General features: G+C 62.0%; 24 protein-coding genes and 2 pseudogenes. 14 read left to right on the top strand and 12 right to left on the bottom strand.

The features are described 5' to 3' along the window. The first annotated feature begins 471 nt into the window (after positions 1-471). Positions 472-1902: an IS1182 family transposase gene (locus BIWAKO_RS28985; RefSeq protein ID WP_069879486.1), complete on the top strand. Its 1431-nt coding sequence runs from the start codon at positions 472-474 to the stop codon at positions 1900-1902. A 75-nt stretch (positions 1903-1977) separates the two neighbouring features. Here BIWAKO_RS28985 and BIWAKO_RS28980 read toward each other — a convergent pair whose 3' ends face one another. Together BIWAKO_RS28980 and BIWAKO_RS28975 are read right to left on the bottom strand one after the other, a co-directional pair. Then, positions 1978-2535, bottom strand: coding sequence for a hypothetical protein (locus tag BIWAKO_RS28980; protein WP_141740278.1), 558 nt, complete (start codon positions 2533-2535; stop codon positions 1978-1980). A 120-nt stretch (positions 2536-2655) separates the two neighbouring features. Continuing rightward, complete coding sequence (locus BIWAKO_RS28975) at positions 2656-4800, bottom strand: autotransporter outer membrane beta-barrel domain-containing protein (RefSeq protein ID WP_069881588.1); 2145 nt, start codon at positions 4798-4800, stop codon at positions 2656-2658. A 1251-nt stretch (positions 4801-6051) separates the two neighbouring features. Between BIWAKO_RS28975 and BIWAKO_RS28970 the strand changes: the two genes are divergently transcribed. The 4 genes from BIWAKO_RS28970 (at position 6052) to BIWAKO_RS28955 (ending at position 9711) form a co-directional block, all read left to right on the top strand. Continuing rightward, positions 6052-7560, top strand: coding sequence for an arylsulfatase (locus tag BIWAKO_RS28970; RefSeq protein ID WP_069882896.1), 1509 nt, complete (start codon positions 6052-6054; stop codon positions 7558-7560). Between the two features lie 333 nt (positions 7561-7893). Further along, a complete protein-coding gene (locus BIWAKO_RS28965) occupies positions 7894-8280 on the top strand; it encodes a YidH family protein (RefSeq protein WP_069882895.1) in 387 nt (128 codons plus the stop codon). A gap of 78 nt (positions 8281-8358) precedes the next feature. Beyond that, complete coding sequence (locus BIWAKO_RS28960) at positions 8359-9222, top strand: hypothetical protein (protein WP_069881587.1); 864 nt, start codon at positions 8359-8361, stop codon at positions 9220-9222. 174 nt (positions 9223-9396) lie between these two features. Then, positions 9397-9711 carry a DUF1622 domain-containing protein gene (locus BIWAKO_RS28955; RefSeq protein WP_244523576.1) on the top strand — a complete coding sequence of 105 codons (315 nt, stop codon included), beginning with the start codon at positions 9397-9399 and terminating at the stop codon, positions 9709-9711. Positions 9712-9762: 51 nt separating this feature from the next. Here the strand turns inward: BIWAKO_RS28955 and BIWAKO_RS28950 are convergent, their stop codons facing one another. After that, on the bottom strand, positions 9763-10251 hold the full coding sequence (locus tag BIWAKO_RS28950) for a hypothetical protein (protein ID WP_069881586.1): 489 nt from the start codon (positions 10249-10251) through the stop codon (positions 9763-9765). A gap of 143 nt (positions 10252-10394) precedes the next feature. Here BIWAKO_RS28950 and BIWAKO_RS28945 point away from each other — a divergent pair, with 143 nt between their 5' ends. Together BIWAKO_RS28945 and BIWAKO_RS28940 are read left to right on the top strand one after the other, a co-directional pair. Continuing rightward, positions 10395-11825, top strand: a complete 1431-nt coding sequence (locus BIWAKO_RS28945; RefSeq protein WP_069879486.1) for an IS1182 family transposase — start codon at positions 10395-10397, stop codon at positions 11823-11825. A 233-nt stretch (positions 11826-12058) separates the two neighbouring features. Next, a complete protein-coding gene (locus BIWAKO_RS28940) occupies positions 12059-12781 on the top strand; it encodes a class I SAM-dependent methyltransferase (RefSeq protein WP_069881585.1) in 723 nt (240 codons plus the stop codon). Between the two features lie 275 nt (positions 12782-13056). Here BIWAKO_RS28940 and BIWAKO_RS28935 read toward each other — a convergent pair whose 3' ends face one another. From BIWAKO_RS28935 to BIWAKO_RS28920, 4 genes are all read right to left on the bottom strand, one after another. Then, positions 13057-14070: a sugar-binding protein gene (locus BIWAKO_RS28935; RefSeq protein WP_069881584.1), complete on the bottom strand. Its 1014-nt coding sequence runs from the start codon at positions 14068-14070 to the stop codon at positions 13057-13059. 39 nt (positions 14071-14109) lie between these two features. Then, positions 14110-15135 (bottom strand): ABC transporter permease, encoded by a 1026-nt coding sequence (locus BIWAKO_RS28930; protein ID WP_244523575.1) that lies wholly within the window; start codon positions 15133-15135, stop codon positions 14110-14112. Positions 15136-15155: 20 nt separating this feature from the next. Further along, positions 15156-15896, bottom strand: coding sequence for an ATP-binding cassette domain-containing protein (locus tag BIWAKO_RS28925; RefSeq protein ID WP_069881583.1), 741 nt, complete (start codon positions 15894-15896; stop codon positions 15156-15158). A 198-nt stretch (positions 15897-16094) separates the two neighbouring features. Beyond that, the gene (locus tag BIWAKO_RS28920) at positions 16095-16328 is read right to left on the bottom strand and encodes a hypothetical protein (RefSeq protein ID WP_069881582.1); all 234 of its coding nucleotides are present in this window, start codon (positions 16326-16328) and stop codon (positions 16095-16097) included. Between the two features lie 484 nt (positions 16329-16812). Here BIWAKO_RS28920 and BIWAKO_RS28915 point away from each other — a divergent pair, with 484 nt between their 5' ends. The 5 genes and pseudogenes from BIWAKO_RS28915 to BIWAKO_RS28895 form a co-directional block, all read left to right on the top strand. Further along, on the top strand, positions 16813-18027 hold the full coding sequence (locus BIWAKO_RS28915) for a helix-turn-helix domain-containing protein (RefSeq protein WP_210185097.1): 1215 nt from the start codon (positions 16813-16815) through the stop codon (positions 18025-18027). Between the two features lie 162 nt (positions 18028-18189). Beyond that, positions 18190-18588, top strand: coding sequence for a Crp/Fnr family transcriptional regulator (locus tag BIWAKO_RS28910; protein ID WP_084651967.1), 399 nt, complete (start codon positions 18190-18192; stop codon positions 18586-18588). Between the two features lie 293 nt (positions 18589-18881). Next, positions 18882-19181, top strand: coding sequence for a hypothetical protein (locus tag BIWAKO_RS28905; protein WP_069881579.1), 300 nt, complete (start codon positions 18882-18884; stop codon positions 19179-19181). Positions 19182-19209: 28 nt separating this feature from the next. Next, entirely contained in the window at positions 19210-19524 is a 315-nt protein-coding gene (locus BIWAKO_RS28900) for a hypothetical protein (RefSeq protein ID WP_141740276.1), read from the top strand. A 72-nt stretch (positions 19525-19596) separates the two neighbouring features. Further along, positions 19597-19776, top strand: a pseudogene (locus tag BIWAKO_RS28895) (IS3 family transposase); the annotation flags it as partial. On the opposite strand, the pseudogene BIWAKO_RS34520 reads toward BIWAKO_RS28895, so the two are convergent. The 3 genes and pseudogenes from BIWAKO_RS34520 to BIWAKO_RS28885 form a co-directional block, all read right to left on the bottom strand. Then, positions 19762-20085, bottom strand: a pseudogene (locus BIWAKO_RS34520) (IS6 family transposase); the annotation flags it as partial. The pseudogenes BIWAKO_RS28895 and BIWAKO_RS34520 overlap by 15 nt on opposite strands. An 8-nt stretch (positions 20086-20093) precedes the next feature. Further along, positions 20094-20504 carry a universal stress protein gene (locus BIWAKO_RS28890; RefSeq protein ID WP_069881577.1) on the bottom strand — a complete coding sequence of 137 codons (411 nt, stop codon included), beginning with the start codon at positions 20502-20504 and terminating at the stop codon, positions 20094-20096. A gap of 454 nt (positions 20505-20958) precedes the next feature. After that, a complete protein-coding gene (locus BIWAKO_RS28885; RefSeq protein WP_176733430.1) occupies positions 20959-21999 on the bottom strand; it encodes an AraC family transcriptional regulator in 1041 nt (346 codons plus the stop codon). 456 nt (positions 22000-22455) lie between these two features. Between BIWAKO_RS28885 and BIWAKO_RS28880 the strand changes: the two genes are divergently transcribed. Both BIWAKO_RS28880 and BIWAKO_RS28875 read left to right on the top strand, forming a co-directional pair. Beyond that, the gene (locus BIWAKO_RS28880; protein ID WP_069881575.1) at positions 22456-22773 is read left to right on the top strand and encodes a hypothetical protein; all 318 of its coding nucleotides are present in this window, start codon (positions 22456-22458) and stop codon (positions 22771-22773) included. Positions 22774-23059: 286 nt separating this feature from the next. Next, positions 23060-23710 (top strand): LuxR C-terminal-related transcriptional regulator, encoded by a 651-nt coding sequence (locus BIWAKO_RS28875; RefSeq protein WP_069881574.1) that lies wholly within the window; start codon positions 23060-23062, stop codon positions 23708-23710. A 351-nt stretch (positions 23711-24061) separates the two neighbouring features. Here BIWAKO_RS28875 and BIWAKO_RS28870 read toward each other — a convergent pair whose 3' ends face one another. Together BIWAKO_RS28870 and BIWAKO_RS28865 are read right to left on the bottom strand one after the other, a co-directional pair. Continuing rightward, a complete protein-coding gene (locus BIWAKO_RS28870) occupies positions 24062-25492 on the bottom strand; it encodes an IS1182 family transposase (RefSeq protein ID WP_069879486.1) in 1431 nt (476 codons plus the stop codon). 233 nt (positions 25493-25725) lie between these two features. Then, the gene (locus BIWAKO_RS28865; protein ID WP_069881573.1) at positions 25726-26202 is read right to left on the bottom strand and encodes a cupin domain-containing protein; all 477 of its coding nucleotides are present in this window, start codon (positions 26200-26202) and stop codon (positions 25726-25728) included. Positions 26203-26260 lie beyond the last annotated feature (58 nt).

Here is a 26260-nt window from a genome sequence, read left to right as displayed (position 1 = left end):
GCGTCGTTCACTGTACGGGCTCAAGCTTGAACGTCAGCTTGTTGATCGTGCCCGTGATTTGCAGCGCAACCGCGTAACAATAGCAAGATATGCAGCGCTCTATCTGCGGAATTTCTACAAATTTTCGGGGAAGTTGCGACTGTATTTTGCCAATGTAGCGCTCCCGTGGCCTGAAAAGGGGGGCGGTGCACTTTGGTGAAAATGTCCTCGCAATATGCGCGCCCAAATTTGACACGGGTCAAGCCTGGAACTTGGACAAAACCGGGGGGGTGACTGCTCAAATGGATATATCAGAGGGTTTTTGGAGTATCCGCGATCAATCGACAGAGCTACCTGATCCGCGATCGATGGACGTCCACAATTGAAGCGCGAGCAGGCGTTAGCTCGACGGTGCGGCATGTCAGCAAACCACCGAGGCTGTGTGGAAACGGGCTGATCTGGTAGGCTTTCTGGAGCGATCCGAGGGCTTGCATGGCGCGCTACATCGAAGGCGAGACCCGGCTGCAGAGACTGCTCCTGCCCGACTGTCTTGAGGACTACGTCAGCGAAGATAATCCGGTCCGGGTGGTGGATGTCTTCATCGACGAACTCGATCTGGGAACGATGGGCTTTGCCGGCCCGGCCTCGACGGGGCGGCCTGGATACCACCCCGCTACCCTTCTCAAGCTGTACCTCTACGGCTACCTCAACCAGGTTCAGTCGAGCCGCCGGCTGGAGCGCGAGGCCGGCCGCAACGTCGAGGTGATGTGGCTGACGGGCAAGCTTGCGCCCGACTTCAAGACCATCGCCGACTTTCGCCGTGACAATGGGGCTGCGATCCGGGCTGCCTGCGCGCAGTTCGTCGTGCTGTGCCGCCAACTCGGCCTTCTGGCAGGCGGCACCGTGGCCGTGGACGGCAGCCGGTTCAAGGCCGTCAACACGCGCGACAAGAACTTCACGCCCGGCGCGATCCGTCGCCGGATGGAGCAGGTGGAGGCAAGCATCGCACGCTATCTGTCGCTGCTCGATACGGCCGACCGGCAGGAGGATGACGTCGCGCAGATGCGCAGCATCCGCCTCAAGGACCGGCTTGATCGCCTGCGTCAGCAGATGCGTGACCTCCAGGCGATGGACCACGTCGTCGCGGTGGCGCCAGACCGTCAGGTCTCGCTGACCGATCCCGACGCCCGCGCCATGGCCACCAACGGCAAGGGCACTGGCCTCGTCGGCTACAACGTTCAGGCGGCGGTCGACGCCAAACATCATCTGATCGTGGCTCATGAGGTCACCAACATCGGCCACGACCGCAGCCAGCTCGCCAGCATGGGGCGTCAGGCAAAGGATGCGACAGGAGCCGGTGCGCTGACTGTGCTGGCCGATCGCGGCTACTTCTCAGGCGAGGAGGTCCTGGCCTGCGACGAGATCGGCATCTCCGCCATCGTCCCCAAGCCCCTGACATCAGGGGCCAAAGCCGACGGGCGCTGGGGCAAGCAGGACTTCACCTACGATGCTCCGAGCGACACCTATCGCTGTCCCGCCGGCGAGACGCTCACATGGCGCTTCTCATCGGTCGAGAAGGATCTGACACTCCATACCTACTGGGCCGACGGCTGCGGAGCCTGCCTGGTCAAAGACCAATGCACCACCGGCAAGCAGCGCCGCATCAAGCGCTGGGAGCACGAGGTGGTGATCGAGGCCATGCAGCGCCGGCTCGATCGCATGCCCGACGCCATGCGGATCCGAAGGCGCACGGTCGAGCACGTCTTCGGCACGATCAAGGACTGGATGGGCCGAAGTCACTTCCTGACCCGCCACCTCCCCAATGTCGGAACCGAGATGAGCCTCCATGTGCTGGCCTACAATCTCAAGCGGGCCATCGCCATCCTCGGCGCGGCGACGTTGATGAAGGCCATGAGAGCCTGACCCTCAGACCCTGTCGCATCGTCAGAGCACGACCCTGAAAGACGTTTCCACACGGCCTCCACCCGTTCCGGTTGTTCAGATCGCCGCGAGGTAATCCTTGAGCGGACGATCATCCCAGATTTGAACCTCAATGAACCTGCCGTACTTCAAGGCGGGCTCAGTCTTCCAGCGATCATCTGGCAATCCGAATTCGGCGACAACGGATCTGATCTCGTCGAGCGTGAATACGTGCCCGTGATATGGCTTTCTGTGAGCTCGATGATCGTCCCGAGTCGCAATTGGAAGGCTTGCCATGCTGTCAGGGTAGGTGAACGTCAGTGTCTCCGGAGGAAGATCTTGCAGCCGCATTACGATCGACGCCGAGCGCGAGGCATCCTTTCCATCCGCGAAATCACCGAGAAAGAAATAGATCGGTCGCTCCAGCTTGGTTGCACCAAGCTTTTGGCGGCGTTCTCGAATCAGCCAATCTTCTGTGAGCCTTCGCCGCGGCAAGTAGTCCAGCTTGATCGAACGCAGGCCCGACTTTCGGATCTCCTGAAGAATCCGCTCTGCTTCGATTTCTGGAAGCTCACAAATGTTCATAAATGGCCCGCGAGCCGGATCGTAGTTGTGGGTAACGACGTCAGGAATCATTTCCATTTTGGGAGAGTACACGAGCTGAAGTTCGCATATCTAAGCCAGCTCGCCGGTTGGCGCGTTGGCCAACGACCGCTCACCGCGCCGGGACCAGGGAGCAAGCCCCGCCGAGTGAGGTCAGAACCGATAGGACAGGTTGAGCCGTCCTTCCCAGACATCGAGGCCCTGCTGGCCGAAGCTCAGATAGCCGGCGCTGGCCTCGACCTGCACGGAGCTCGAGATCAGCGCACGGACGCCGCCGCGGGCCGAATAGGACCAGCGTGAGGGCGTCGCCAGCGACAGATCGCCGGTCAGGATCTGGCCCCCGTCTGGCCGGTCGAACTCATATTGCGCGCCGACTTCGAAGTAGGGAATGAAGGCAGTGCCTTCCGAAAGCGTGACGAGCCGGCTGATTTCCAGCGTTGTCTGGACCAGGCCATAGTTGAAATTGGCATCCGGCATCCGCAGGTTGATCGGGATGTTCAGGAGACGGCCCGACAGCCGGTAGGCATCGCTGAAATTGTTGGAATAGGTCACCACGGCCTTGGGGCGAAGAAACACTTCGCCCAGTGTGTACTGTCCATGCAGCGTGACCGAACCCGCAATACGTTGCGAGAGATAGCTGCCTTCCAGAACACTCAGTTCCAATGTGTTTTCGTAAGCGCCATAGGTCAGGGACGCGTCGATCGCCCAGTTGGGGGACAGGCGGTACGCGACATAGGGCCCGGCCGTGACCCCGTTGGAGCGGGCCTTCATGAAGCCGTCGAAGCCGCGGGTCCGGCTGCCTTCCAGCGATATCGACAGGCCGGCGACCGTGTCCTCGGTGATGCTGCGGTCGACGCCAAAGACGAAACTGCCCAGCAGACTCTTGACGTCCAGGCCGTGGCGCTGGTCCGACGTGGCAATGGCGCGCGTGTCCGTCCAGGCATTCCATTGCGACGGAGGGCCGAGATCGCGCCCTGTCGTGATCGGCACGATCGGGCTGGGGCCGCGATAGTCCGGGGCTACGGTGGGTTCGGCGTCCCGGCAGATTGTCCGTCCCGCGCGCTCGGCCGGGTCGAGCCGTTCCGCAATGCGTGGGTCGAGGCAGTTCTGCTCTGGCACGGGAGCGCGAAGCCGGGCGCTGGCTCGGGTTTGCCGGCCCGCCACCCCGCCCCCGCCGGAAGGCTCGGGGCGCGCTGATGCCGGAGGCAGGGCCGCAACCGGCGGGGTCACTCCACCCGGACGCTCCGGCGTGAGGCCGCTGGCCGGCGGCACGACGCCGATTGGCGGCGCGACGCCGCCGGGCTGCGTCGGCATCACGCCGGTCGGTGGCAGCGTTGCGATCGGCGGGGCAATGCCGCCCGGAAGCGCCGGCGTGAGGCCGCTGGCCGGAGGCAGGGCGCCGATTGGCGGCGCGACGCCGCCGGGCTGCGTCGGCATTACGCCGGCCGGTGGCAGGGTTGCGATCGGCGGCGCGATACCACCCGGAAGCGCTGGCGTGAGGCCGCTGGCCGGAGGCAGGGCGCCGATTGGCGGGGCGACGCCGCCCGGCAGTGTCGGCATCACGCCGGCCGGTGGCAGGGTTGCGATCGGCGGGGCAATGCCGCCTGGAAGCGTCGGCGTGAGGCCGCTGGCCGGAGGCACGGCGCCGATTGGCGGAGCTACCCCGCCGGGCAGTGTCGGCATCACGCCTGTCGGTGGCAGCGTTGCGATCGGCGGCGCGATACCGCCCGGAAGTGCCGGCGTGAGGCCGCTGGCCGGCGGCAGGGCGCCGATTGGTGGCGCGACGCCGCCGGGCTGCGTCGGCATCACGCCGGTCGGTGGCAGGGTTGCGATCGGCGGCGCGATACCGCCCGGAAGCGCTGGCGTGAGGCCGCTGGCCGGAGGCAGGGCGCCGATTGGCGGCGCGACGCCGCCGGGCAGTGTCGGCATCACGCCGGACGGTGGCAGGGTTGCGATCGGCGGCGCGATACCGCCCGGAAGCATTGGCGTGAGGCCGCTGGCCGGCGGCACGGCGCCGATTGGCGGGGCGACGCCGCCGGGCTGCGTCGGCATCGCGCCGGCCGGTGGCAGCGTTGCGATCGGCGGGGCAATGCCGCCCGGGAGCGCTGGCGTGAGGCCGCTGGGCGGCGGCACGGCACCGATTGGCGGGACGACGCCACCGGGCTGCGTCGGCATCACTCCGGTCGGTGGCAGCGTTGCGATCGGCGGCGCGATACCACCCGGAAGCGCTGGCGTGAGGCCGCTGGGCGGAGGCACGGCGCCGATTGGCGGCGCGACGCCGCCGGGCCGTGTCGGCATCGGGCCTGTTGGCGGGCGACTACCGATCGGCGGCCTGACCCCACCCGGCACAGATGGCGTGATGCCGCTGGCCGGCGGGCGGGTGGCGACGGGTGGACGGACGGCGCCCGGCCGTGTCGGCATTGCGCCGGACGGTGGACGGACGCCGATCGGAGGCCGAATGCCTCCGGGCACCGTCGGCCTGAGCCCCGATGGTGGCAACGCTGCAACGGGAGGCCTGAACCCACCCGGTACTCCCGGTGTGATCCCCGTGGCCGGAGGTCGGACATTGGGCAGGCTCGGACCCTGGAAATCAGGGAACAGCTTTCCGATCGGCGGAAGCAGGCGTCCGGGCAGCGTGGTCGCGGGCAGCGAGAGATTAGGCGGGATCTTGAAGCCGCCCTGCTGATTCTTTGTGTCGATCAGGCACGGCTTTCCGTCGCCTACGTCGAAGAGCCTGTGGGTGCCGCCATTGCCGTTGGAAACGAAAGGAGACGACGAAACGTGCAGGCCACGTTTTGTTTTTGACCAGGTGTCGACGGTCTGGTTGCCCTGAGCAGCCTCGAGGCTGAAGGAACCTGGGCCCGTCCCCGAGAGCCAGACCGTTTGAGCCTCATCCGTCGTGGTGCCGAGAAAGGCCAGGCCACCTGATGATTTGCAGCTTTGGGCCTGGGCCGGAACCGCCATGCCCGCGCCAAGAAGGATCAGCAGCGTTGAAACTGATCGAGGCGCCGGCAAGACCATATGAGGTTCCTTGCATCGCGAATCCTGGTGCAGTTTGATATCGTTCAAAGCTGGCGGTCAAGAAAAGACCTGTATCGAGATCGAATAAAATCACAGCAATCGGAATAATAATGAGATGCAAAGCTCCGTTTGGTGACGCGGAGGTGTGGAAATCAAAGGAGAATACCATCTCACATTAACGAATTAATTTGCCTCTAAAATGAAACTAATTTGAATCATAACTCAAGAATCGAAATATCCGCGGCGATCCGAGATCGATGCGCATGCCGCTATTGGACCGATGATATTGAGGATTCTGCCAGTAGCCAAGTAAGTCCAATCGAACGCGTCTGCTTCTCTGCCGATACTGACCGGGTTCTCGACAGGATTTCGGGATAGGTTTATTGAGGCTTACCCTCGGTGAACCCGCGGGGCCGCCCCGATGGCCTTTCCCAGATTGGCGGCAGATTATGCAGACGGTGAAGCTGCAACGACCTTATCCGACAGCCTTGGCGAAATGCACCGTGGTTCAACATGGGAGCGAGCGAAATGGCGACCAAGAAACCGAATGTTCTGGTGATGTGGGGCGACGATATCGGTCAGTCGAACCTGAGTTGCTATACAAAAGGCTTGATGGGCTACAGGACGCCCAATATCGACCGCATCGCTAGGGAAGGCATGATCTTCACCGACTCCTATGCGGAGCAGAGCTGCACCGCCGGCCGCGCCTCGTTCCTGACCGGGCAGTGCGGTCTGCGTACCGGCCTCACCAAGGTCGGCCTTCCCGGCGCCGAACTCGGCCTCAAGGCGCAGGACATCACTGTCGCGGAGGCGCTGAAGCCACTCGGATACCGCACCGGTCAGTTCGGAAAGAACCACCTTGGCGATCGCGACGAGCACCTGCCGACGATGCATGGCTTCGACGAGTTCTTCGGCAACCTTTACCACCTGAACGCTGAGGAAGAGCCGGAGGAAGTCGATTATCCCAACGCCAAGGATTTCCCCAATTTCAAGAAGAAGTACGGTCCGCGCGGAGTGCTGCATTGCTGGGCCGACGGCAAGGGCGGCCAGAAGATCGAGAACACCGGCCCGCTGACCAAGAAGCGGATGGAAACCTGCGACGACGAGTTCATGGCCGCGGCCAAGACGTTCATCAAGGCCGCCCATGACGCCGGCGAACCCTTCTTCGTCTGGTTCAACACATCGCACATGCACGCATGGACGCATGTGAAGCCGGAGAGCCGTGGCCAATCCGGCCGCTGGCAGTCCGAATATCACGACGTGATGATCGACCACGACAAGTGCATCGGCGAGATGCTCGATTTCCTTGACGAACTCGGTATCGCCGACAACACCTTCGTGCAGTACAGCACCGATAACGGCCCGCACATGAACACCTGGCCGGATGCGGGGACGACACCGTTCCGGAACGAGAAGAATTCGAGCTGGGAAGGCGCCTATCGTGTGCCCTGCATGGTGCGGTTTCCTGGCAAGATTGCTGCCGGCTCCGAATCCAACGCGATCATCAGCCATCAGGATTGGTTCCCGACCATCCTGGCGATCGCCGGCGAGCCCGATATCGCCGAGAAGCTGAAGAAAGGCCACAAGGTGGGCAAGACCACCTTCAAGGTGCATCTCGACGGCTATAATCTGCTGCCGTATCTCACGGGCAAAGAGAAAGAATGCCCGCGCAAGGGCTTCATCTACTTCACCGACGACGGCGACGTTGCGGCGCTGCGCTACGATAACTGGAAAATGCTGTTCATGGAGCAGCGCGTCACAGGAACGCTGAAGATCTGGCAGGAACCGTTCGTCGTGCTGCGTACGCCCTATATCTTCAACATGCGGATGGACCCGTATGAGCGCGCGCAGATCACGTCGAACACCTTCTACGACTGGATGTTCCGCCACATCTTCCTGCTCGTTCCGGCGCAGGCGATCGTCGCGGAGTTCCTGGCGACCTTCAAGGAGTTCCCACCGCGGCAGAAGTCGGCGAGCTTCAGTCTCGACCAGGTCATCGAGAAGATGACGGAAGCCTCGTCGTCTGGCGGGCACTAGAAGAAGGGCGCTCCCCTTGGACATCCGCCCGGCAGCATGCCGGGCGGGCCTTGGAGCCAATGAGCAGAGGGCGCGGCAACTCTACGCGTTCCCGCGGACCACCCGGGCCGCCGCCAAAGTGAACGATGTGCCGGCCTCTGTCGCTCCGCTGCCCGGCATGCCGAAGCTTTCGATAGCTCGACGAGCCATGCCGGCTTCAGATGCGTCGTTCGCGGGGTCCGGACCGATGGAGCAGAACCGATGAGCGGTCATCCTGACGATATGAGGCCGGTCGTTACGGCGCAGTCCAGCGATGGCCAGATTTCCACGGAGCTCGCTTCGCGCCGGACGGGCATGTCATTCCAGCGAACCCGGATGAGCGCGGACCGAACCCTGATGTCGGTGATCCGCACTTCGCTCTCGCTGATCGGCTTTGGCTTCACGATCTTCCAGTTCTTCCAGAAGCTCCGCGAGGCCGGGACGTTGACCAGCGGCTCGCCGCGGAATTTCGGCTTGGCCCTGGTGTATCTGGGGGTCGGCATGCTGGTCGTCGGCATCATCTACCATCTGCAGTTCATGCAGGGCCTCCGACAAGAACGCGCCGAGATGACAAAGGCAGGTTTGATCCATGGTCAAAGCGTTTTTCCGACGTCGCTGACATTGATCGTTGCCGTGCTGCTCCTGCTCGTTGGCCTGATAGCGATCATGGGGATGACGTTGAATGTTGGGCCATTCGCATGAGCGATTGGAGCCCCTTGCGATGTGGTCCCCGGGGCAAGCCCGGTTGAGTCGCGTTGGGTGCACTCCGGGAGGGAAGCCGTGACCCTTGCCCAGGCGATACCGATCGCGATCTCGATCAGCATCTTCCTGATGGTCACGACGATCGGCCTTAGCGCCGATGTGCGGGACGCCACCGTTCTTTTGCGCCGGCCAGGACTTTTGGCTCGCTCGGTCCTGGCGATGAACGTGGTCATGGTCGCCTTCGCCGCCGCGATGTGTCTGTGGCTCGATCTGGCGTTTGCGACCGAGGTCGCGATCATGACGATCGCGGTGTCGCCGGTCCCGCCCATCATGCCGAGGAAACAATTGAAGGCCGGTGGCGACGGATCCTACGCCATCGGGCTGCTGGTGGCGGAGATACTGCTGGCAATCGTACTGGTGCCGCTATCGATCGAACTGATCGGAAAGCTCTTTGGCGTCCAGGCTCACGCCCCGGTTGCCAGGGTGCTTCCCATCGTCCTGATCTCGGTTATGGCGCCGCTTGTTCTCGGCATGCTGGTCCGGCGTCTCGCTCCGGATCTTGCCGGGAGGATTGCTCGCCCCTTGTCGGCCGCCGCCACCCTCCTTCTGGCGTCCGCGGTGCTCCCCATCCTGTTCACCATGTCAGGAGCGGTGTGGAGCCTCCTGGGCCAAGGCGGCGTCATGGTGCTTCTGGCTTTTTCACTGCTCGGGCTTGCGGTGGGGCATCTCCTCGGTGGCCCTGATGCGAATGACCGGCCGGTTTTGGCTTTGGCCACGAGCGCGCGCCATCCCGGAATGGCGCTGGCGATCGCGACATTCAACTTTCCGGAGCAGAAGCCGGAGATCATGGCCGTGATCGTCTGCCACCTCATCATCAGCATCATCGCAGCGGCTGGCTACATCGCAATTGTCAGGCGCGGTCGCAGAATGCAGGTCGGCTAGAGCATCGGCCCGAAACATGGATTGCGGTTTTCGGGGAAAAGCCGATGCAAACACAGGAGGTCAGGTCATCGGGCTGGATACGATATCCGGCCCGATGATCCAGTTGGGCGATCGATCTCGCATCGGAGACATGCCGAGATGGAAGAGTGACTGATCTATCTGACGCGCCACGCGGTGCTGATCATCAACGGGTTTGCCCTGGTCGTCATCGGTTATGGGTCCGTGCAGGCCTTCGCGGTCGCGGCCAAATTGTTCTTCTATCCCAACAACACGGTTCACGCTTCCGTCTGGCTCCGGTTTGGGCGCTGGCTGGTCGCGGGGCTGACGTTCCAGCTTGCCGCCGACATCATCGAAACAGCCATTACACCGAGTTGGGAGGGCATCGGCCGCCTGGCGGCTGTCGCGATCATTCGGACCTTCCTGAATTTCTTCCTTGAGCGGGATATGGGCGAGTTGCGCGAGCGAGGTGAAGGGTCGGACACCGCCTGAACTGCTGTCGCGCCCGCCTTGGGTCGACCCATAGCGGGCGCTTGGGTGGATCTATCGGTCAGACGCACTACCCACTACCAAACTGAGTTCGGGCAGGACAAAAAGTCGGCGTGTGTTCCCCGACTCTTGGTAGAAGCTGCCCGGTCGCTTCAGCGCTTCCGGTATCCCGTTTGGCCAAAGCCACGAATGCTCCTGACCGCAATGGAGGTTCGGCGGCAGCCCGTCCGAAAAGAACGATGCAGGGACAGGTGTCTCCTTCCACTCGCCATAGAAATATAATCTGGTTGCTTGATTTTTCGGGTCGTTGATGTCCGTGAAGAAGTCGATGCCCTTCGATTTGATCGCCTCGACAGTCTGCTCGCTCATGCTGAAAGAAAATGCCCCTTGGTGACTGAGAAGGCGCGAGCAACTACCTTCGGCGTAGAACCAGCCCGTTTGAAGCTTCTGAGGCAGGGTGCCCCTCTGCATGCTACGGCTCACCAGTGAATATCCGCCCCATGCAACGCCGACGACCGCGAGGCCGATGACAGCACCTTTCATAGAAGTCCGAGACAGAGCCACCCCCGGAGAAAAGAAAGCAGTTTGCGTGGAAGCTACGGCACTGCGGGAGTGTCGGCAAACCACCGAGGCTGTGTGGAAACGGGCTGATCTGGTAGGCTTTCTGGAGCGATCCGAGGGCTTGCATGGCGCGCTACATCGAAGGCGAGACCCGGCTGCAGAGACTGCTCCTGCCCGACTGTCTTGAGGACTACGTCAGCGAAGATAATCCGGTCCGGGTGGTGGATGTCTTCATCGACGAACTCGATCTGGGAACGATGGGCTTTGCCGGCCCGGCCTCGACGGGGCGGCCTGGATACCACCCCGCTACCCTTCTCAAGCTGTACCTCTACGGCTACCTCAACCAGGTTCAGTCGAGCCGCCGGCTGGAGCGCGAGGCCGGCCGCAACGTCGAGGTGATGTGGCTGACGGGCAAGCTTGCGCCCGACTTCAAGACCATCGCCGACTTTCGCCGTGACAATGGGGCTGCGATCCGGGCTGCCTGCGCGCAGTTCGTCGTGCTGTGCCGCCAACTCGGCCTTCTGGCAGGCGGCACCGTGGCCGTGGACGGCAGCCGGTTCAAGGCCGTCAACACGCGCGACAAGAACTTCACGCCCGGCGCGATCCGTCGCCGGATGGAGCAGGTGGAGGCAAGCATCGCACGCTATCTGTCGCTGCTCGATACGGCCGACCGGCAGGAGGATGACGTCGCGCAGATGCGCAGCATCCGCCTCAAGGACCGGCTTGATCGCCTGCGTCAGCAGATGCGTGACCTCCAGGCGATGGACCACGTCGTCGCGGTGGCGCCAGACCGTCAGGTCTCGCTGACCGATCCCGACGCCCGCGCCATGGCCACCAACGGCAAGGGCACTGGCCTCGTCGGCTACAACGTTCAGGCGGCGGTCGACGCCAAACATCATCTGATCGTGGCTCATGAGGTCACCAACATCGGCCACGACCGCAGCCAGCTCGCCAGCATGGGGCGTCAGGCAAAGGATGCGACAGGAGCCGGTGCGCTGACTGTGCTGGCCGATCGCGGCTACTTCTCAGGCGAGGAGGTCCTGGCCTGCGACGAGATCGGCATCTCCGCCATCGTCCCCAAGCCCCTGACATCAGGGGCCAAAGCCGACGGGCGCTGGGGCAAGCAGGACTTCACCTACGATGCTCCGAGCGACACCTATCGCTGTCCCGCCGGCGAGACGCTCACATGGCGCTTCTCATCGGTCGAGAAGGATCTGACACTCCATACCTACTGGGCCGACGGCTGCGGAGCCTGCCTGGTCAAAGACCAATGCACCACCGGCAAGCAGCGCCGCATCAAGCGCTGGGAGCACGAGGTGGTGATCGAGGCCATGCAGCGCCGGCTCGATCGCATGCCCGACGCCATGCGGATCCGAAGGCGCACGGTCGAGCACGTCTTCGGCACGATCAAGGACTGGATGGGCCGAAGTCACTTCCTGACCCGCCACCTCCCCAATGTCGGAACCGAGATGAGCCTCCATGTGCTGGCCTACAATCTCAAGCGGGCCATCGCCATCCTCGGCGCGGCGACGTTGATGAAGGCCATGAGAGCCTGACCCTCAGACCCTGTCGCATCGTCAGAGCACGACCCTGAAAGACGTTTCCACACGGCCTCCACCCATCTCGGGCATTACCGGCGTCCGCTCTCGGGCAGGAGCGCCATGCACAAAAGCGCCCCGTCCCTGGCTGTCGAAATCTTGCCGTGGCGGACTGGATGAGCGATTGAAGGGCTAGCGCATCGTGCCTTCCCCACAGCGCGCCTGCATTAGAAAAGCTTCGCTAGGTAGCCATGGCCCCGGCTGAATCCACGTCCATCTCCGTCGCAAAATTCGACGCCGACCGCGCCGCCGAGTACCTCATCCAGAGCCGCATTGCGCTGGCAGGTTACGAAGCGTGTCATGAGCTTTCGGCCTGCATGCTGGCAGCGACGCTCGGTCCGGGCAGCACAGCGCGCGTGCTCGCCGTTGGGGCTGGCGGCGGCGGACAGGAGATTGTCAGCGCCGCAGCTCTTGAACCGGACTGGAGATTTGTTGCCGTCGATCCGTCGGCGCAGATGATGGATGTTACGGCGGGGCGGTTGCAGGAGCTTGGATTCCTTGAGCGGACGGAGATCGCGATCGGCTATGTCGAAGAGCTTCCGGCCGGGCGCGATTTCGATGCCGCGACCTTGATCGGCGTGCTGCATCATCTCCCGGGGAGAAAGGCCAAGGGCGACCTTCTTGACGCCATTGCGTCACGGCTGAAACCCGGCGCTCCTCTCATTCTTGCCGGCAATCGCTTTGCCTACGCCGCCGAACCTCTGCTGCTGGCGGCCTGGGCAGAGCGCTGGCGCATGCACGGTGCCAAGCCCGCCGAAGTCGAGGCGAAGCGCGCCAGGATATTGCAGGGCGCCGATCCGCCCGCCTCGGAGAACGAGGTTGCGGCCTTGCTGGAGGCTGCCGGGTTTGGGCCGCCAACATGGTATTTTTCCAGCCTGTTCTGGGGCGCCTGCCTGGCACCGTATCGCGGCTGACCGCGAGCCGGCCGGACGATGATGTCCGTTTACCAGGAGGTCGCCAATTTCGGCCTCCCACCACCCATGCCGGAGATTGGCCGATGGCTGCTCTCGGCGCGAGCCGGACCCATGCAAAAGCCCGGGCGAAGTCAGCGCCAGAGCGGGATGGCATCCCGCCCTGGCTTTAAGTCTCATCCGGCTCTCGATCATCGGACCCGATATCGTATCCAGTCCGCTGTTCTGACCCTTTGGCTTTGCCCCGAAAACCGCGATCCACGTTTCGGACGGAAGCTCTAGCTCCCGGCGCCGACGCAGGTCGCGGCATTCTGCGGCGTGCAGACATCCAGGCCGGTATAGGTGGGATCCTTCGGGGCGGGCTTGCCGTCCTTCATGTCCTTCAGGAACAGCATGGTCTTGTAACCCATCTCGAAGGGGCGCTGACCGACTTGTCCCTTGGACAGGCCTGCCTTCAGAAGATCCATCTGGACGGGCAGCGTATCTGCGACGACCAGTGCAAGTGAGCCGTCATCGATGCGGGCCTTATACTTCTCGGCGACCTTGCGATACGCTTGCGGGATGAACTGCGGGAAGCCGCCGGTCGGTACGAAGGCATCGAGCTTGGGGTTCTTGCCGAGCGTATCTTCCATCTGCTGAACCGAGAGCGGGAAGTCGTCATTGGTATAGAGCGGGCAACCCGCGGCTTCAGTCCAGCCATGCTGGCCGGAGAGCTTTGTTCCCGGCGCGGAGGCAGATTTCGCGCCGGAAAGCGTATCGCGAATCCCTTGCATGCGCTCGTTATGGTTTGCAGCGGCTGCGCCACCCGACTGGATGCAGATCGTGCCGCCCTTCGGCTTGATCTGCTGGACGAGCTTCGCGAGATTGACGCCAATGTCGTAGTTATACGTGCCGACATAGGCGCTGCGCAGGCCCTTATCCTTCGCAAGCAGGTCGGAATCCCAGGTCAGAACCGGAATTCCCGCTTTTTTGGCACCCTCGAGCGCCTTTCCCATCGCCGCTGCATTCGACGGCGAGACGGCGATGCCATCGACCTTCTTGGTGATGAGATCGTTGATGACCTGGACCTGTTCATCGCCGCCGCCATGCTCACCCGGCCCGATATAGAGGCACTCGATCGCGCCGTTGAGTTCCTTCTCTGCCTTCTTGCAGCCGTCGCGGGCCTGATCGAAGAAGGGGTTGTTCATGTTCTTGGGGACCAGGGCGAAGACGTATTTCTTGCCCTGTGACTGGGCTTCTCCCCCAACAGCGAGCAGTGCGAGCGCGGCGACACCTAAAGTCAGCGTTTTCATGTGCGTCTCCTCCTGGTGGTTATTGTTGTCCGGTCTTCTTCATGCCGAACCCTTGCCGCGGATCCGCTGCAGCAGAACCGCCAATACGATGAACAGGCCGACGAAAGCGCCCTGCCAGTTGGAATCGACCCCGGCCATGAGCAGGGAATTGCGGATCACCTCGATCAGCGCGGCCCCGATCACGGCGCCGTAGGCTCCGCCCTGGCCACCCATCAGATCGGCGCCGCCGATCACGGTCGAAGCGATCACCCGCAATTCATAGCCCTGTCCGAGTGCATTGATGGCGGAGCCTTGCCAGCCGACGATGAGAACGGAGCTCAGTGCGGCTGTCAGCCCTGAGACGATATAGGCCTGCAGCTTGATCCGCCGGACCGGCACGCCCGTCAGGCGGGCAGCGTTCTCATTGCTTCCGATGGCGTAGAGATAATTGCCCCAGCTGGTGACGTTGAGGATGATACTGAACAGAATGGCCAGGATGAGCAGCACCCAGACCGGGTTGGCAATGCCGAAGATGGAACCGCCGCCGATGGCGTTGAACATGTCTCCGGAAGGGCCGAATTCGTAGATCATCTTGTTTTCGGAAAGGACGATGGCAAGCGATCGGGCGCCCGACAGCATGCCGAGCGTGACGACGAAGGCCGGCAGGCCGACATAGGAAATCAGCAGGCCATTCACGACCCCGACAGCCGCGCCGGTGAGAAGGCCGGCGAGGATCGCGAACACCCAATGACCCTCGGCCTGAAGGACGAGCCCGCTCACGACGCCGGCGAGCCCCATGATGGAGCCAACCGACAAATCGATGCCGCCGGTCAGGATGACGGCGGTCATGCCGAGGGCCATGATGCCGATGAAGGCGAAATTGCGCGTGATGTTGAAGAAGTTGTCGGCCGAGGCAAACGCGTCCGGTTGATACCATGTCATCGCGAGCGCCATGGCGATGAGGGCGACCGTCACCCAGAAGGGCTGGCTGGAGAGCAGCTTCTGCAGGAGACTCCGTTCCCGCAGGCCCGTGACGTCCTCGATGGCGACGCTGCCCGGAACCGGGCGGATCATGGCGCTCGACATAGGGGGCTCCTCGCGCAGCATCAGGCGGCCTGGATGGCGCCGGTGATCAGTCCGGTCACCTCTTCAGGAGAACTCGATGCAATCGCCTTGTCCGCGACCTTGCGTCCTCGCCTCATCACGACCACCCGGTCACAGACGGCGAACACGTCCGGCATGCGGTGACTGATGAGGACGACGGCGATCCCGCTATCCTTGAGCCGGTGGATCAGATCCAGCACCTCGGCGACCTGGCGAACGCTGATCGCCGCCGTCGGCTCGTCCATGAGCACCATCTTCGCATTGGCGAGGCGCGTCCGCGCAATCGCCACAGCCTGGCGCTGGCCGCCGGACATCAGTTTCACGAGATCGCGGGGGCGGGTCTCCGACTTGAGTTCCTTGAACAGCTCTGCAGCGCGGGCATACATCGCCTTGTAGTCGAGGATCACCAGCGGACCGAAGCGGCGCTTCAATTCGCGCCCGAGGAAGACATTGGCGGCCGCAGTCAGATTATCGCACAGGGCGAGGTCCTGATAGACGACCTCGATACCGTCAGTCCGGGCGTCGACCGGCCGGCGAAAGTGCTTGACGATGCCATCAAGGCGAAGCTCGCCCTCGGAGGGGAGAAAATTGCCGGCGACGATCTTCACCAAGGTCGATTTGCCGGCACCATTGTCGCCCATCAGACCGACGACCTCTCCGGCATCGATCGCCAGATCGATGCCCTTGAGGGCTTCGATCGCACCGAAGTGCTTTGAGATGCCCTGAAGCTCCAGAAGCGGCATAGGTCGATTCCACCCTTGTTTCGAGGCGTGCCTCTGCTTCGGGCACTGGCTCAAGCTGCAGTCACTCAAGTCCTTTGTTTCGGTTGCTGCAATTTATGATGGTCAAGATTCAACCAAGGACTGATATTATGTATAAATAGGGAATTTAAAACTTGATGATGCGCCTCTGGTCAGTGGTTGGCGTGTCATTGCAACAATTTAATGCGAAATTTGATTGAATTGCCGCGCAAATACCGAATTGGCGCGTCCGAATATTTGGTGAGGGTAGATGTCGGCGCGCACCGCGTCGATCGCGCAGAAATCCGCCTGCGCCTCTATTGTGATCGGCGCGCCAACGAAGACGTCTGCCGTGCCCCATGCCCTTTTCCTCGAAACGCGTTCTCGGCGGAAGGCTCCGAACACGATCCTACGCTCAATAAACGGCTTCGTCATTCACGCGCGGCCGTTCTCCCGATCTTTGGTTCATCCTCGCGGAGAGCACCGGATTCCCGCTCGAGCCGAAGCCGGGTTTGGAGCTGATCGTCATCGTCGCGACAACCCTTCGCCGGGCCATTTAGAGGGGTAGGGGGCGCGCGCAGGTTGAAGGTTACATGGGCTCAGGCGCTCGCGGAAAGCCGGAGGGATCTGGCGCAGGCCGAGATCGCGGCAGGCACCGCACGTGGACTCCCGCTTCCCATCTCGCCTGATCGAAGGTCAGCTTCCGAACCAAGACCGAAGGGGGAATTTCGACCCATTTGAGACATTCGCGGCGAGCCGCTGAACGGGCCCTTTCCCGACATCCAGGAAGTCTGCTTTCGGGCAGTCTGGTTGGCGCTCCGGCCGATGGGCAAAGGTGGCCCCTTCCCGACGTTCGGAGCGTCGGGCTTAGGGCGTCTCGGTTCATGAGCAATCCAATGGCGGGCCGAGGATTAAATGCTTGCTCTCACCAATGGCAATTCGCATTGCTCTGCAATATAGTTACCGCACCGGGTTCGCTGACATCGGGGCCACCTGTGACCAGCAACCGATCCGCGCTCGAACCGAGTCGGTGGCGATGCAGGCTGGAACCGATCCGAACAATCCCGCATCGCCATTGGCGTGTGGCGGGGAACCGGAAGGGTTCCGGCTCGCCCGCATCCGCGACCTGCAGGAGCTGGAAGGCGGCGTGTATTGGCCGCGGCTGCAGCCGCACTTCGTCAAGCCTCAATTCAAGCTGTTGCGCTATAGGATACAGGAGGGAACCGGCGGCGACCGGACCCCGAATTTGTTCTCGGTCCGGGGCGCGAGCGGGGTCGGCGAGCTGGATGTCGCCTACATTGCGGATCGGCTCGCCGCGACGCTGACGGTCACCGGATCCGGCATACCCGACTACTGCCTCACCGCCGTGAGCAGGGGCGCCCTGGAGTTCGGCGGTGCGCCGGGTGCTCGGACGGCGCTTGGAATCGGCAGCAGCGTGGGCCTGATCTACCGCGGTGAGCCCGGAACGGCGCTGTCCGCGACTGGGAGCCACGAGCGACTTGCGGTTTGGATCCCAGCGACGAGCCTGAACCAGCGATTGGCCGCTTTGCTGGGCGGGCCTGTGGCGAAAGACCTCGCCTTTGAGCCGGTCTTCGACTGGGCTGGGGTGAAGGCGCAGAGCTTGAGGCGCCTTATGGGGCTGATGGTGGAGGAGCTTGGCGGCCCGAAACCCTTTGCGGGCAGCGAACTCGCCAGCCGTTCCTTCACCGACCTGATGCTCTACACGCTCCTGCGCGCGGTCCCTCACAACCATTCGGATCATCTGGCACGGGCGGGCAGCCCCGCTATCCCGGGAAACATACGGCAGGCGGAGGCCTATATCCGCGCCCATGTCGAAGAGCCCATCGCGCTGCACGAGGTCGCGGAGGCGGCGGGCTGCAGCGTGCGCAGCCTGCAACTTGGCTTCCGGCGGTTCCGCGAGGCAACGCCGCTGGCAGCGATCCGCCTCGCCCGCCTCGAGGCGGTGCGCGACGCCCTCCGGTCGGGTGACATCGCGGGCACGGTCACCGCTCTCGCCCTTCGGTTCGGCTTCACCAATCCCGGCCGCTTCGCGCAGGATTACAAGGCGGCATTTGGCGAGGCCCCGCGCGACGCCTTGCGTCGCGATTCAGGTCATCGACGACGCGGCCGGTGATCGGGGTGCCACGCAGGCCTGGGGCGCATCGCCGCTTTCGCGATGTTTGCGCGAATTGTCCTATTCTTTCGCTTTCCGCATAGAAGCCGGCTTAGCGCCGCGGCAGGCTGACTGGAGCCTGCTAGATGTCGCAACCGGACTTCCTCTAGGAAAAGGTGCTTCATGAACCACCTTGCCTCGACCACAGGACTAGCCGCCCAACCCATCGACTTTCGCCAAATGGCTCGCGGCTTGGGAACCGTCATCAATTATGCCGCCGGTGATACGGTCTTTCGAGAGGGGGACGAAGCCTCCCACGCCTACATCGTTCTGAGCGGAAAGGTCGAGGTGACCAGCCACGGCAAGCTCATCGAAGAGGTCGGCGAGGGCCGGCCGTTTGGCATTGTTTCGCTCATCGACAACAAGCAACGCACGGCGACGGCAAAGGCTGTCGAGGCGTGCGAGATTGCCTTGGTGACCCCGAGGCAGTTCCGCTTCATGATCGAGACGACCCCGAACTTCGTATGGTACGTCCTCTCCGAAGTCGTTGATCGATTGCGCGCAACGAACTCCGCATTGTGAGAAATTGGGCTTGCCGATTGCGCGAGCGAGAATGCAGGAGACAGATCACGTTCTTGCTCCCGGCGAGGCCCTTGCTGGGCTCTGAAAGGTCGCCCTTTCGCAAGCACTCATGCTTGGACGAATAGGACAACGAACGCCCTAGCGACGCTTCCACACCCTCTCGAGCAGGCATCTGTGGCGATGGGGCTCACGGCACTCGACGCCGTCAGGCGCAGGTTCTTCAGGCAAGACGTCCACGGCCGGAGCGACCGGACGGTAAGACAGACCCCAACGATCCAATGCGGAGATCCGTCATGTTCAAATACCGAGCCCGCAGCGCCGCCATCGTTCTTGCAATCGCCAGCACCATGATCGCCACGTCGGGGCAGGCCGACGACGCCGTGCTCCGGGATTGCGCATCGCGCGACCTCACGATCTCGACGCTCATCGAGAGGCGCGGCGAGGAGCGCGCCTTGCCCGACGAAGCCGTGGCGCAGGCCGCGATGGATCAGCTTCTGGCTCGCCGCGCCTGTCGTGAGGGACGAGGTGCGGACGCAGTCGCGATCTATGCGGGGCTCGATGCCAGGCTCGCCGGGGCCGATGGCCGACGGTGAATGCGCAACTGATGCGAGGCACACGACGATGAGCACAGCCGAATTCGTCACGATGGCGTTCACGCTCTGCAATGCCGTCCGGGCCTTCGCCTATCTGCCGCAGATCCTGCGTATCGTCAGGGATCGGGATGGAGCTCAGGCCGTTTCCTATGCGACCTGGAGCTTGTTCGCCATCTCGCATCTCACCACCGTGGCTTATGCGCTGCTGGCGATCGATGATTTGGCCATGGCTGCGGTCTTCGGCCTCAATGCCGTCGCCTGCTTGACCATTTTGGGTTTGACGGCATTGAAAAGGCGAAGCTGCGGCGTGGACTTGCCTCGCCAAATTGGAGAGCTCTTCTGAAGGAAGGAGGAGCATTTCATGGGCAAGCCGCAACGCCGGCTCGGGAAGGAATTCGAGGCTGAAGCCGTTCGTCTGGTTGAGACTTTCTTCAAGACGCTCAAAAGCGACGTCTGGCGCACCGTCTTCCAGACCCGCGCCGAGGCGACCGCCGCAATCGGCCGCTATATCGATGGCTTCTACAATCCCGTCCGGCGCCATTCGGCGCTCAACTTCATCAGCCCGCTTCAGTTCGAGAGGCAGGGCGCCCGGTGAGCGAAAGTGCTGCATCGCCCGTTCTCGTTTTTGCAAAGGCAGGTGCGAGTTATCCGCCCGATTGTTGAGCCCCTTGTGGGCACGATGCTCGATCCCCGGCATGATTTGACGCCGGGCCGCGGCATAGGAGCCAAGCTTATCCGTGATCATGCGCCGAGGTGGACAGCCATGCTTCTTCAGAAAGCGCCGCAGCAGACGCTTCGCCGCCATGGTGTCGCGCCGGGTCTGCAGGATCTCGTCGAGGACATAGCCATCCTGGTCGATGGCCCGCCACAACCAATGCTTCTTCCCCACGATCGCGACGACGACACCTTCGACTACCGGATCACCAGCACCGGGATGGTCGTAATTGCCAACACCTCTGACGTCTGGCTCCCGAGCACGACCTTCTGTATGCCGCGCCGGCCATGAGAGGACATCACGACGAGATCGCAACCCTTGAGCTTGGCCAATCGGATGATTGCCGCGGCTGGGGAAACATCGATCTCGTGTTCCAGATCTACCGTGACGCCGCCTTCGAACGCGTGCTGCCCGATGGAGGCAAGGCGATCCCTCATGAACGCATCAATCTGCTGGCGGGCTGCATGCGTCATCTCCGAGCGCTGGGGCTCCGAAACGGTCAGAACGGTGACTTTCGCCCCGAGCGGCTTGGCGAGCGCCAAGCCATGCTCAAGACCCTTGCGAGCAAGCTCGGAGTCGTCTGTAGCAATCAGAATGTGTTTGTACATTTGCCCACTCCGGTAGGAATTGCGCTGTCATCCTGGATGACATTGATCCGAAGGCAAGCGATCGCCGCAGCTTTCATATGCGGACGCCAAAGGCCGCGATCAGGCGTCTTTGACAGGCAATTTCGGGGCCCGGACGGGCGGCGTCGAATTACGCAGCACATGGCTCGGCCTGCCCCGACGTGCCGGGTAGCAGACCTTCGGAAGGTCCGAGATGGGCGGTTCGAGCCTTAACGCGCGGCTGCTCGGCGTAGGTCCGCTTTCTGGCGCCGGTCCAATGTCTGCAGTTGGCGCACGGCTGACGGCTGGCGATCATGTCGCGCATCGGCTGGGTTGAGTGGAGAGCGGAAGTTGATCTCGGCGTCCCAGTTAGGCTGGCTCGCGCCAAACTGCCGACGTTAGGCCATTACCTCAGAACGGACGTAGGAAAGCACCGAAGCGACCACGCAAACCGCGCCTAGCCCGGCCGCCACCGCCCTTTGAGCGTATGCCGAGCGGTCTCTTTGGGGGCCTCACCAAACCGGCGGCGATATGCGGTCACAAACCGCGCCAAATTCGTGAAGCCGTGTCGGCGGGCAACTTCGCTGACAACCGCCTCAGTCGAGCGGTTGGCCAGTTCATCTCTTACCAGGTCGAGTCGAATACGATGGAGAGCGGCTAACGGCGTCTGGTCGCGAAAACGATTGAACACGGCCTCAAGCGTTCGCCGGCTGCATCCGGCGGCAGCCGCAACCTGCCCCATGCGGATCGGCTCTGTGCCATGGGCACGCATAAATTCTTCCGCTCGCCGGATATATGCCGGGACTGCGCTTGTAGCGGTGATCGCGAGCCGACCACTGTGATTATGCGGCGCGCCACGGAGCGCGAGCGAGATGAGCAAATCGGTCAGGGATGCGAGCCCAACGGCGTTCGCGAAGATGCCATCCGCTCGCTGAAACTCCTCTATGACAAAGTCGAGATGACGCTTGAGGCTCGCCGCCGGCCCGGTGTTCCAGTCAAGCGTTGGTTCGAAATGAAGCGGCTGACGTAGATGCTCGTCGAGCAAGTGTTCGAGTGCGCCTTCCATCTCGCTCACTTTCAAGAAGACGTTTGTTCGCGCGTTGCTGTCGCTCACGGATAGCGTCGTACCCGGGCCAGGCCTCCAGGCGAGGCCGGAACCGTGGCCGACCATGGTCCTGTGCAAGGTCGCATGGCCGCTCAGAATCGACGTGAAACAATAGAGCTCGCCATCGTCGCCATCGACGGAAACGTCCATTGCGAAGCTGTTGTCAGCGTAGCTCGCCAGGATCGAACCTGAGCAGCGTGTCGCCAAAGTGAAAATTGGCCGATCGAACCGCGTTCGCCATAACGTGCGATCCTGCAGTTGATACGTGAAGACGCGGCTGGACTTAACGCCGCGTTCCATTACCTGCGTCTTCCCGCTGATGTCACCCGGCTCTTTCGCCCTGACGAGGTCGAACATCGCCAAGCGATCCATATCAATTGTCGGCGTGGCCATCTGCATCCCTCGCTCGGCAACCTTTATCTCAACATCCGAGACACAATGCGCGGTGTCGAGACAGATTCCGCAACGAAATGTGCAGCGCAGCACGAATTTAGCGTTCAGCACCTCCAAACCGTGACACTTTGCAGATCATGAAATGTCACTGCTCCAGCATTGAGGTGGAGAACTATTGCAAATATATCAAATATTGGCGCCATAATTCGAGACATTAGCGCTGCATGATGCGTAATTGCCTTTGAAAAAATCTTCTTTTTATAACATAAACATAAGAATAATAAGATTATCTCCGACTACGGAGAATATAGTATTTATTCTATAAATAATAACGATAAAATTGCCCATTATTTATATGATTCATATCATGTTGCTACAAATCAACATCACGCGTTTGGTCCAAATCTGCCGCATTGCATACAAACAAGACCAGATCCGCTTGTGAGGTATCGTCTCATGCGAATTATTATCGCGATGGTTGGGGGCTCGATCTTCGTGTCGTGCATCAATGCAATGGCCCTCGATGCTGTCGGGCCGAAAACATTTCAATCCAAAACATGCGTCCCATGGGACCGCACTCTTCACCGCATGCTGGAGGAAAGCGAACAGTTCCGTATCCATTCAGCAGAACTGCGCGCAGTCGTCCGAGCAGAAGCTTTCAAACTTAAGGAGAGATGCTTGCGCGATATCAGCATGGCCTCCCTGAACCGGTACGTCCTGCTCACAAAACTGTTGTCTGACGACGAAGCCGATGAAGTTGAAGGTTTCGATTGAGCTCGAGGGGCAACGCCACAGCGCACGCAGCATCTTCTCGAAAATTCGCCTCCTGGGCCAACAGTTGTTGGGGCACTAAAAAATGTCTCAGTGGCCCCCCCGGGGCGATCACTCGCCCCTATTGAACCAGACCTTCTGCTTTAGGCCACTCTTGCTCGTTGGCTGGATCGCAGACCGGCCTGCCCAGAAAGCGCTTCGAGCTTGATATAGGTCAACGACAGCTGCGCTGATCAGTTTATGTGAAAAAATGCTGCGCCTTACACGTAAAAGTGCAGGGGTCGTGACCATGCCGGACCTTTCCATTGCAATCGTCGATGATCATCCTTTGCTGATGGAGGGGATTTCCGCGCTGCTGAAACGACGGGGCGACTTCACACTCACCGCGACCGGGAATGTCGCGGATCATATCGTGTCGATCGCCAGGACCCATCACCCCGATGAGATGATCGTCGATCTCAATATGGCGGGGGATGTCTTTCAGGCGATTGCGGACGCGCTGAAGATCGCTCCCGAGATGAAAATCATCGTGTTCACAGCCTCGACCAGCCCCGATGATGCGATCAGGGCTCTGGATGCCGGAGCCAAGGGCCATGTATTGAAAGGCAGCCCGGGAGAGGATCTGTTCCAGGCCCTTCAAGCCGCGCAGCGCGGCGACGTTTATGTCACGCCCGCCCTCGCAATCAAGATGATCGGTGCCTTGCAGGACAAGGCTCTCGAACGACAGAAGGCGATGAGCAACAAGCTCAGCATTCGAGAGGAGCAGATCGTCAAATTGCTGCTGCTCGGAAAGATGAACAGCGAGATCGCCCGCGAGCTGTCGCTCAGCGCCAAGACTGTCAAGGGTTACATCACCAACCTGATGGCCAAGCTAAACGTCCGAAACCGTGTGGAGTTGGCCCTTGAGATTCAAAAGCTGGAAGCTGCGGCTACCCGCTGATGAGCGCCCTGCCTCAATCAGAACCCGATGCGTGTCGTAAATGTTCGCCGCCGAAGGCCCTAAGGCAAGCGAAGGCTCCGAGATAATCGCTAATGGGTTCTCGTCAGCGGCATGGTCGAATTCGCCGCCAACTTCAGTCGCCGGTCCCCGATCTTCAATTGTCTCAAATAGGTCGAGAGCGGAACTCTGGCCAGCACACGCGAAGCGTCGGCTTCTGGGCAATGCGCCGATGTCCGCAAATGGCGCGAGGCTGACGGATAGCTGCAGTGCTAGCGCACGGCCAAGTTGGGTGGAGGCCGTGTGGAAACGTCTTTCAGGGTCGTGCTCTGACGATGCGACAGGGTCTGAGGGTCAGGCTCTCATGGCCTTCATCAACGTCGCCGCGCCGAGGATGGCGATGGCCCGCTTGAGATTGTAGGCCAGCACATGGAGGCTCATCTCGGTTCCGACATTGGGGAGGTGGCGGGTCAGGAAGTGACTTCGGCCCATCCAGTCCTTGATCGTGCCGAAGACGTGCTCGACCGTGCGCCTTCGGATCCGCATGGCGTCGGGCATGCGATCGAGCCGGCGCTGCATGGCCTCGATCACCACCTCGTGCTCCCAGCGCTTGATGCGGCGCTGCTTGCCGGTGGTGCATTGGTCTTTGACCAGGCAGGCTCCGCAGCCGTCGGCCCAGTAGGTATGGAGTGTCAGATCCTTCTCGACCGATGAGAAGCGCCATGTGAGCGTCTCGCCGGCGGGACAGCGATAGGTGTCGCTCGGAGCATCGTAGGTGAAGTCCTGCTTGCCCCAGCGCCCGTCGGCTTTGGCCCCTGATGTCAGGGGCTTGGGGACGATGGCGGAGATGCCGATCTCGTCGCAGGCCAGGACCTCCTCGCCTGAGAAGTAGCCGCGATCGGCCAGCACAGTCAGCGCACCGGCTCCTGTCGCATCCTTTGCCTGACGCCCCATGCTGGCGAGCTGGCTGCGGTCGTGGCCGATGTTGGTGACCTCATGAGCCACGATCAGATGATGTTTGGCGTCGACCGCCGCCTGAACGTTGTAGCCGACGAGGCCAGTGCCCTTGCCGTTGGTGGCCATGGCGCGGGCGTCGGGATCGGTCAGCGAGACCTGACGGTCTGGCGCCACCGCGACGACGTGGTCCATCGCCTGGAGGTCACGCATCTGCTGACGCAGGCGATCAAGCCGGTCCTTGAGGCGGATGCTGCGCATCTGCGCGACGTCATCCTCCTGCCGGTCGGCCGTATCGAGCAGCGACAGATAGCGTGCGATGCTTGCCTCCACCTGCTCCATCCGGCGACGGATCGCGCCGGGCGTGAAGTTCTTGTCGCGCGTGTTGACGGCCTTGAACCGGCTGCCGTCCACGGCCACGGTGCCGCCTGCCAGAAGGCCGAGTTGGCGGCACAGCACGACGAACTGCGCGCAGGCAGCCCGGATCGCAGCCCCATTGTCACGGCGAAAGTCGGCGATGGTCTTGAAGTCGGGCGCAAGCTTGCCCGTCAGCCACATCACCTCGACGTTGCGGCCGGCCTCGCGCTCCAGCCGGCGGCTCGACTGAACCTGGTTGAGGTAGCCGTAGAGGTACAGCTTGAGAAGGGTAGCGGGGTGGTATCCAGGCCGCCCCGTCGAGGCCGGGCCGGCAAAGCCCATCGTTCCCAGATCGAGTTCGTCGATGAAGACATCCACCACCCGGACCGGATTATCTTCGCTGACGTAGTCCTCAAGACAGTCGGGCAGGAGCAGTCTCTGCAGCCGGGTCTCGCCTTCGATGTAGCGCGCCATGCAAGCCCTCGGATCGCTCCAGAAAGCCTACCAGATCAGCCCGTTTCCACACAGCCTCGGTGGATAGCTGACGCTGGCAACTGCGCAGATCCTCCCAAGCTGAGTTTAGGGTTCGAGCATATCGAGCACAGGGCAATGGGAACGCCGCTTCCGGGCACCCAGCCAAACGTGGTCATGAACGTGCCGGCTCGTGATCTTAATTGGCCCTTCCAGGCCTATTGGCTCAGCGGCCTCTATGTTTGGGGCGCTGCTGGCGTAAGACCGTGACGGCGCATGATGTCCGCCATCCTGGCCCGGTCCGGCGGGCCACCGGCTGCGGCGTTGACCACTTCAAACACCTCGCGGAAATACTCCGGACCGATCGCGGCCGGCGTAATCACGCAGAGCATCTTCGCGTCCTTGCTTCCGTTGTTATCGAACCGATGAACGGCGCCTCGCGGAATGCACAACGCCTGTCCCGGCCCGACATCGATTTGCTTTCCGTTGACGGTCCAGGTCAGCACGCCGTCTACGCCGTAGATCGTCTCTTCGTAATGGTCGTGGCTGTGCGCGGGAGCTGGCAGACGCTGCGCGGCCGGCACCATCAGCTCAAAGGCCGCAATGCTGCCGTTCGAGTTATCTCCGGCCAACAAGAAGCGAACCGCGAGCCCTTTGGTGGCGATGGTCTCGTCGGAAGGATTGACGTGAGGGTCTGTGACTGGCTGAGGCATTGTCCCATCCCCCTTGGTAAATTACATTTACCGGTAAACGGTAAACTCCGTTTACCAG

Source organism: Bosea sp. BIWAKO-01 (genome assembly GCF_001748145.1).
In the GTDB taxonomy this organism is placed as follows: domain Bacteria; phylum Pseudomonadota; class Alphaproteobacteria; order Rhizobiales; family Beijerinckiaceae; genus Allobosea.
Note: the sequence above shows the minus strand (reverse complement) of the source record. Positions and strands in the feature narration are given on the sequence as shown.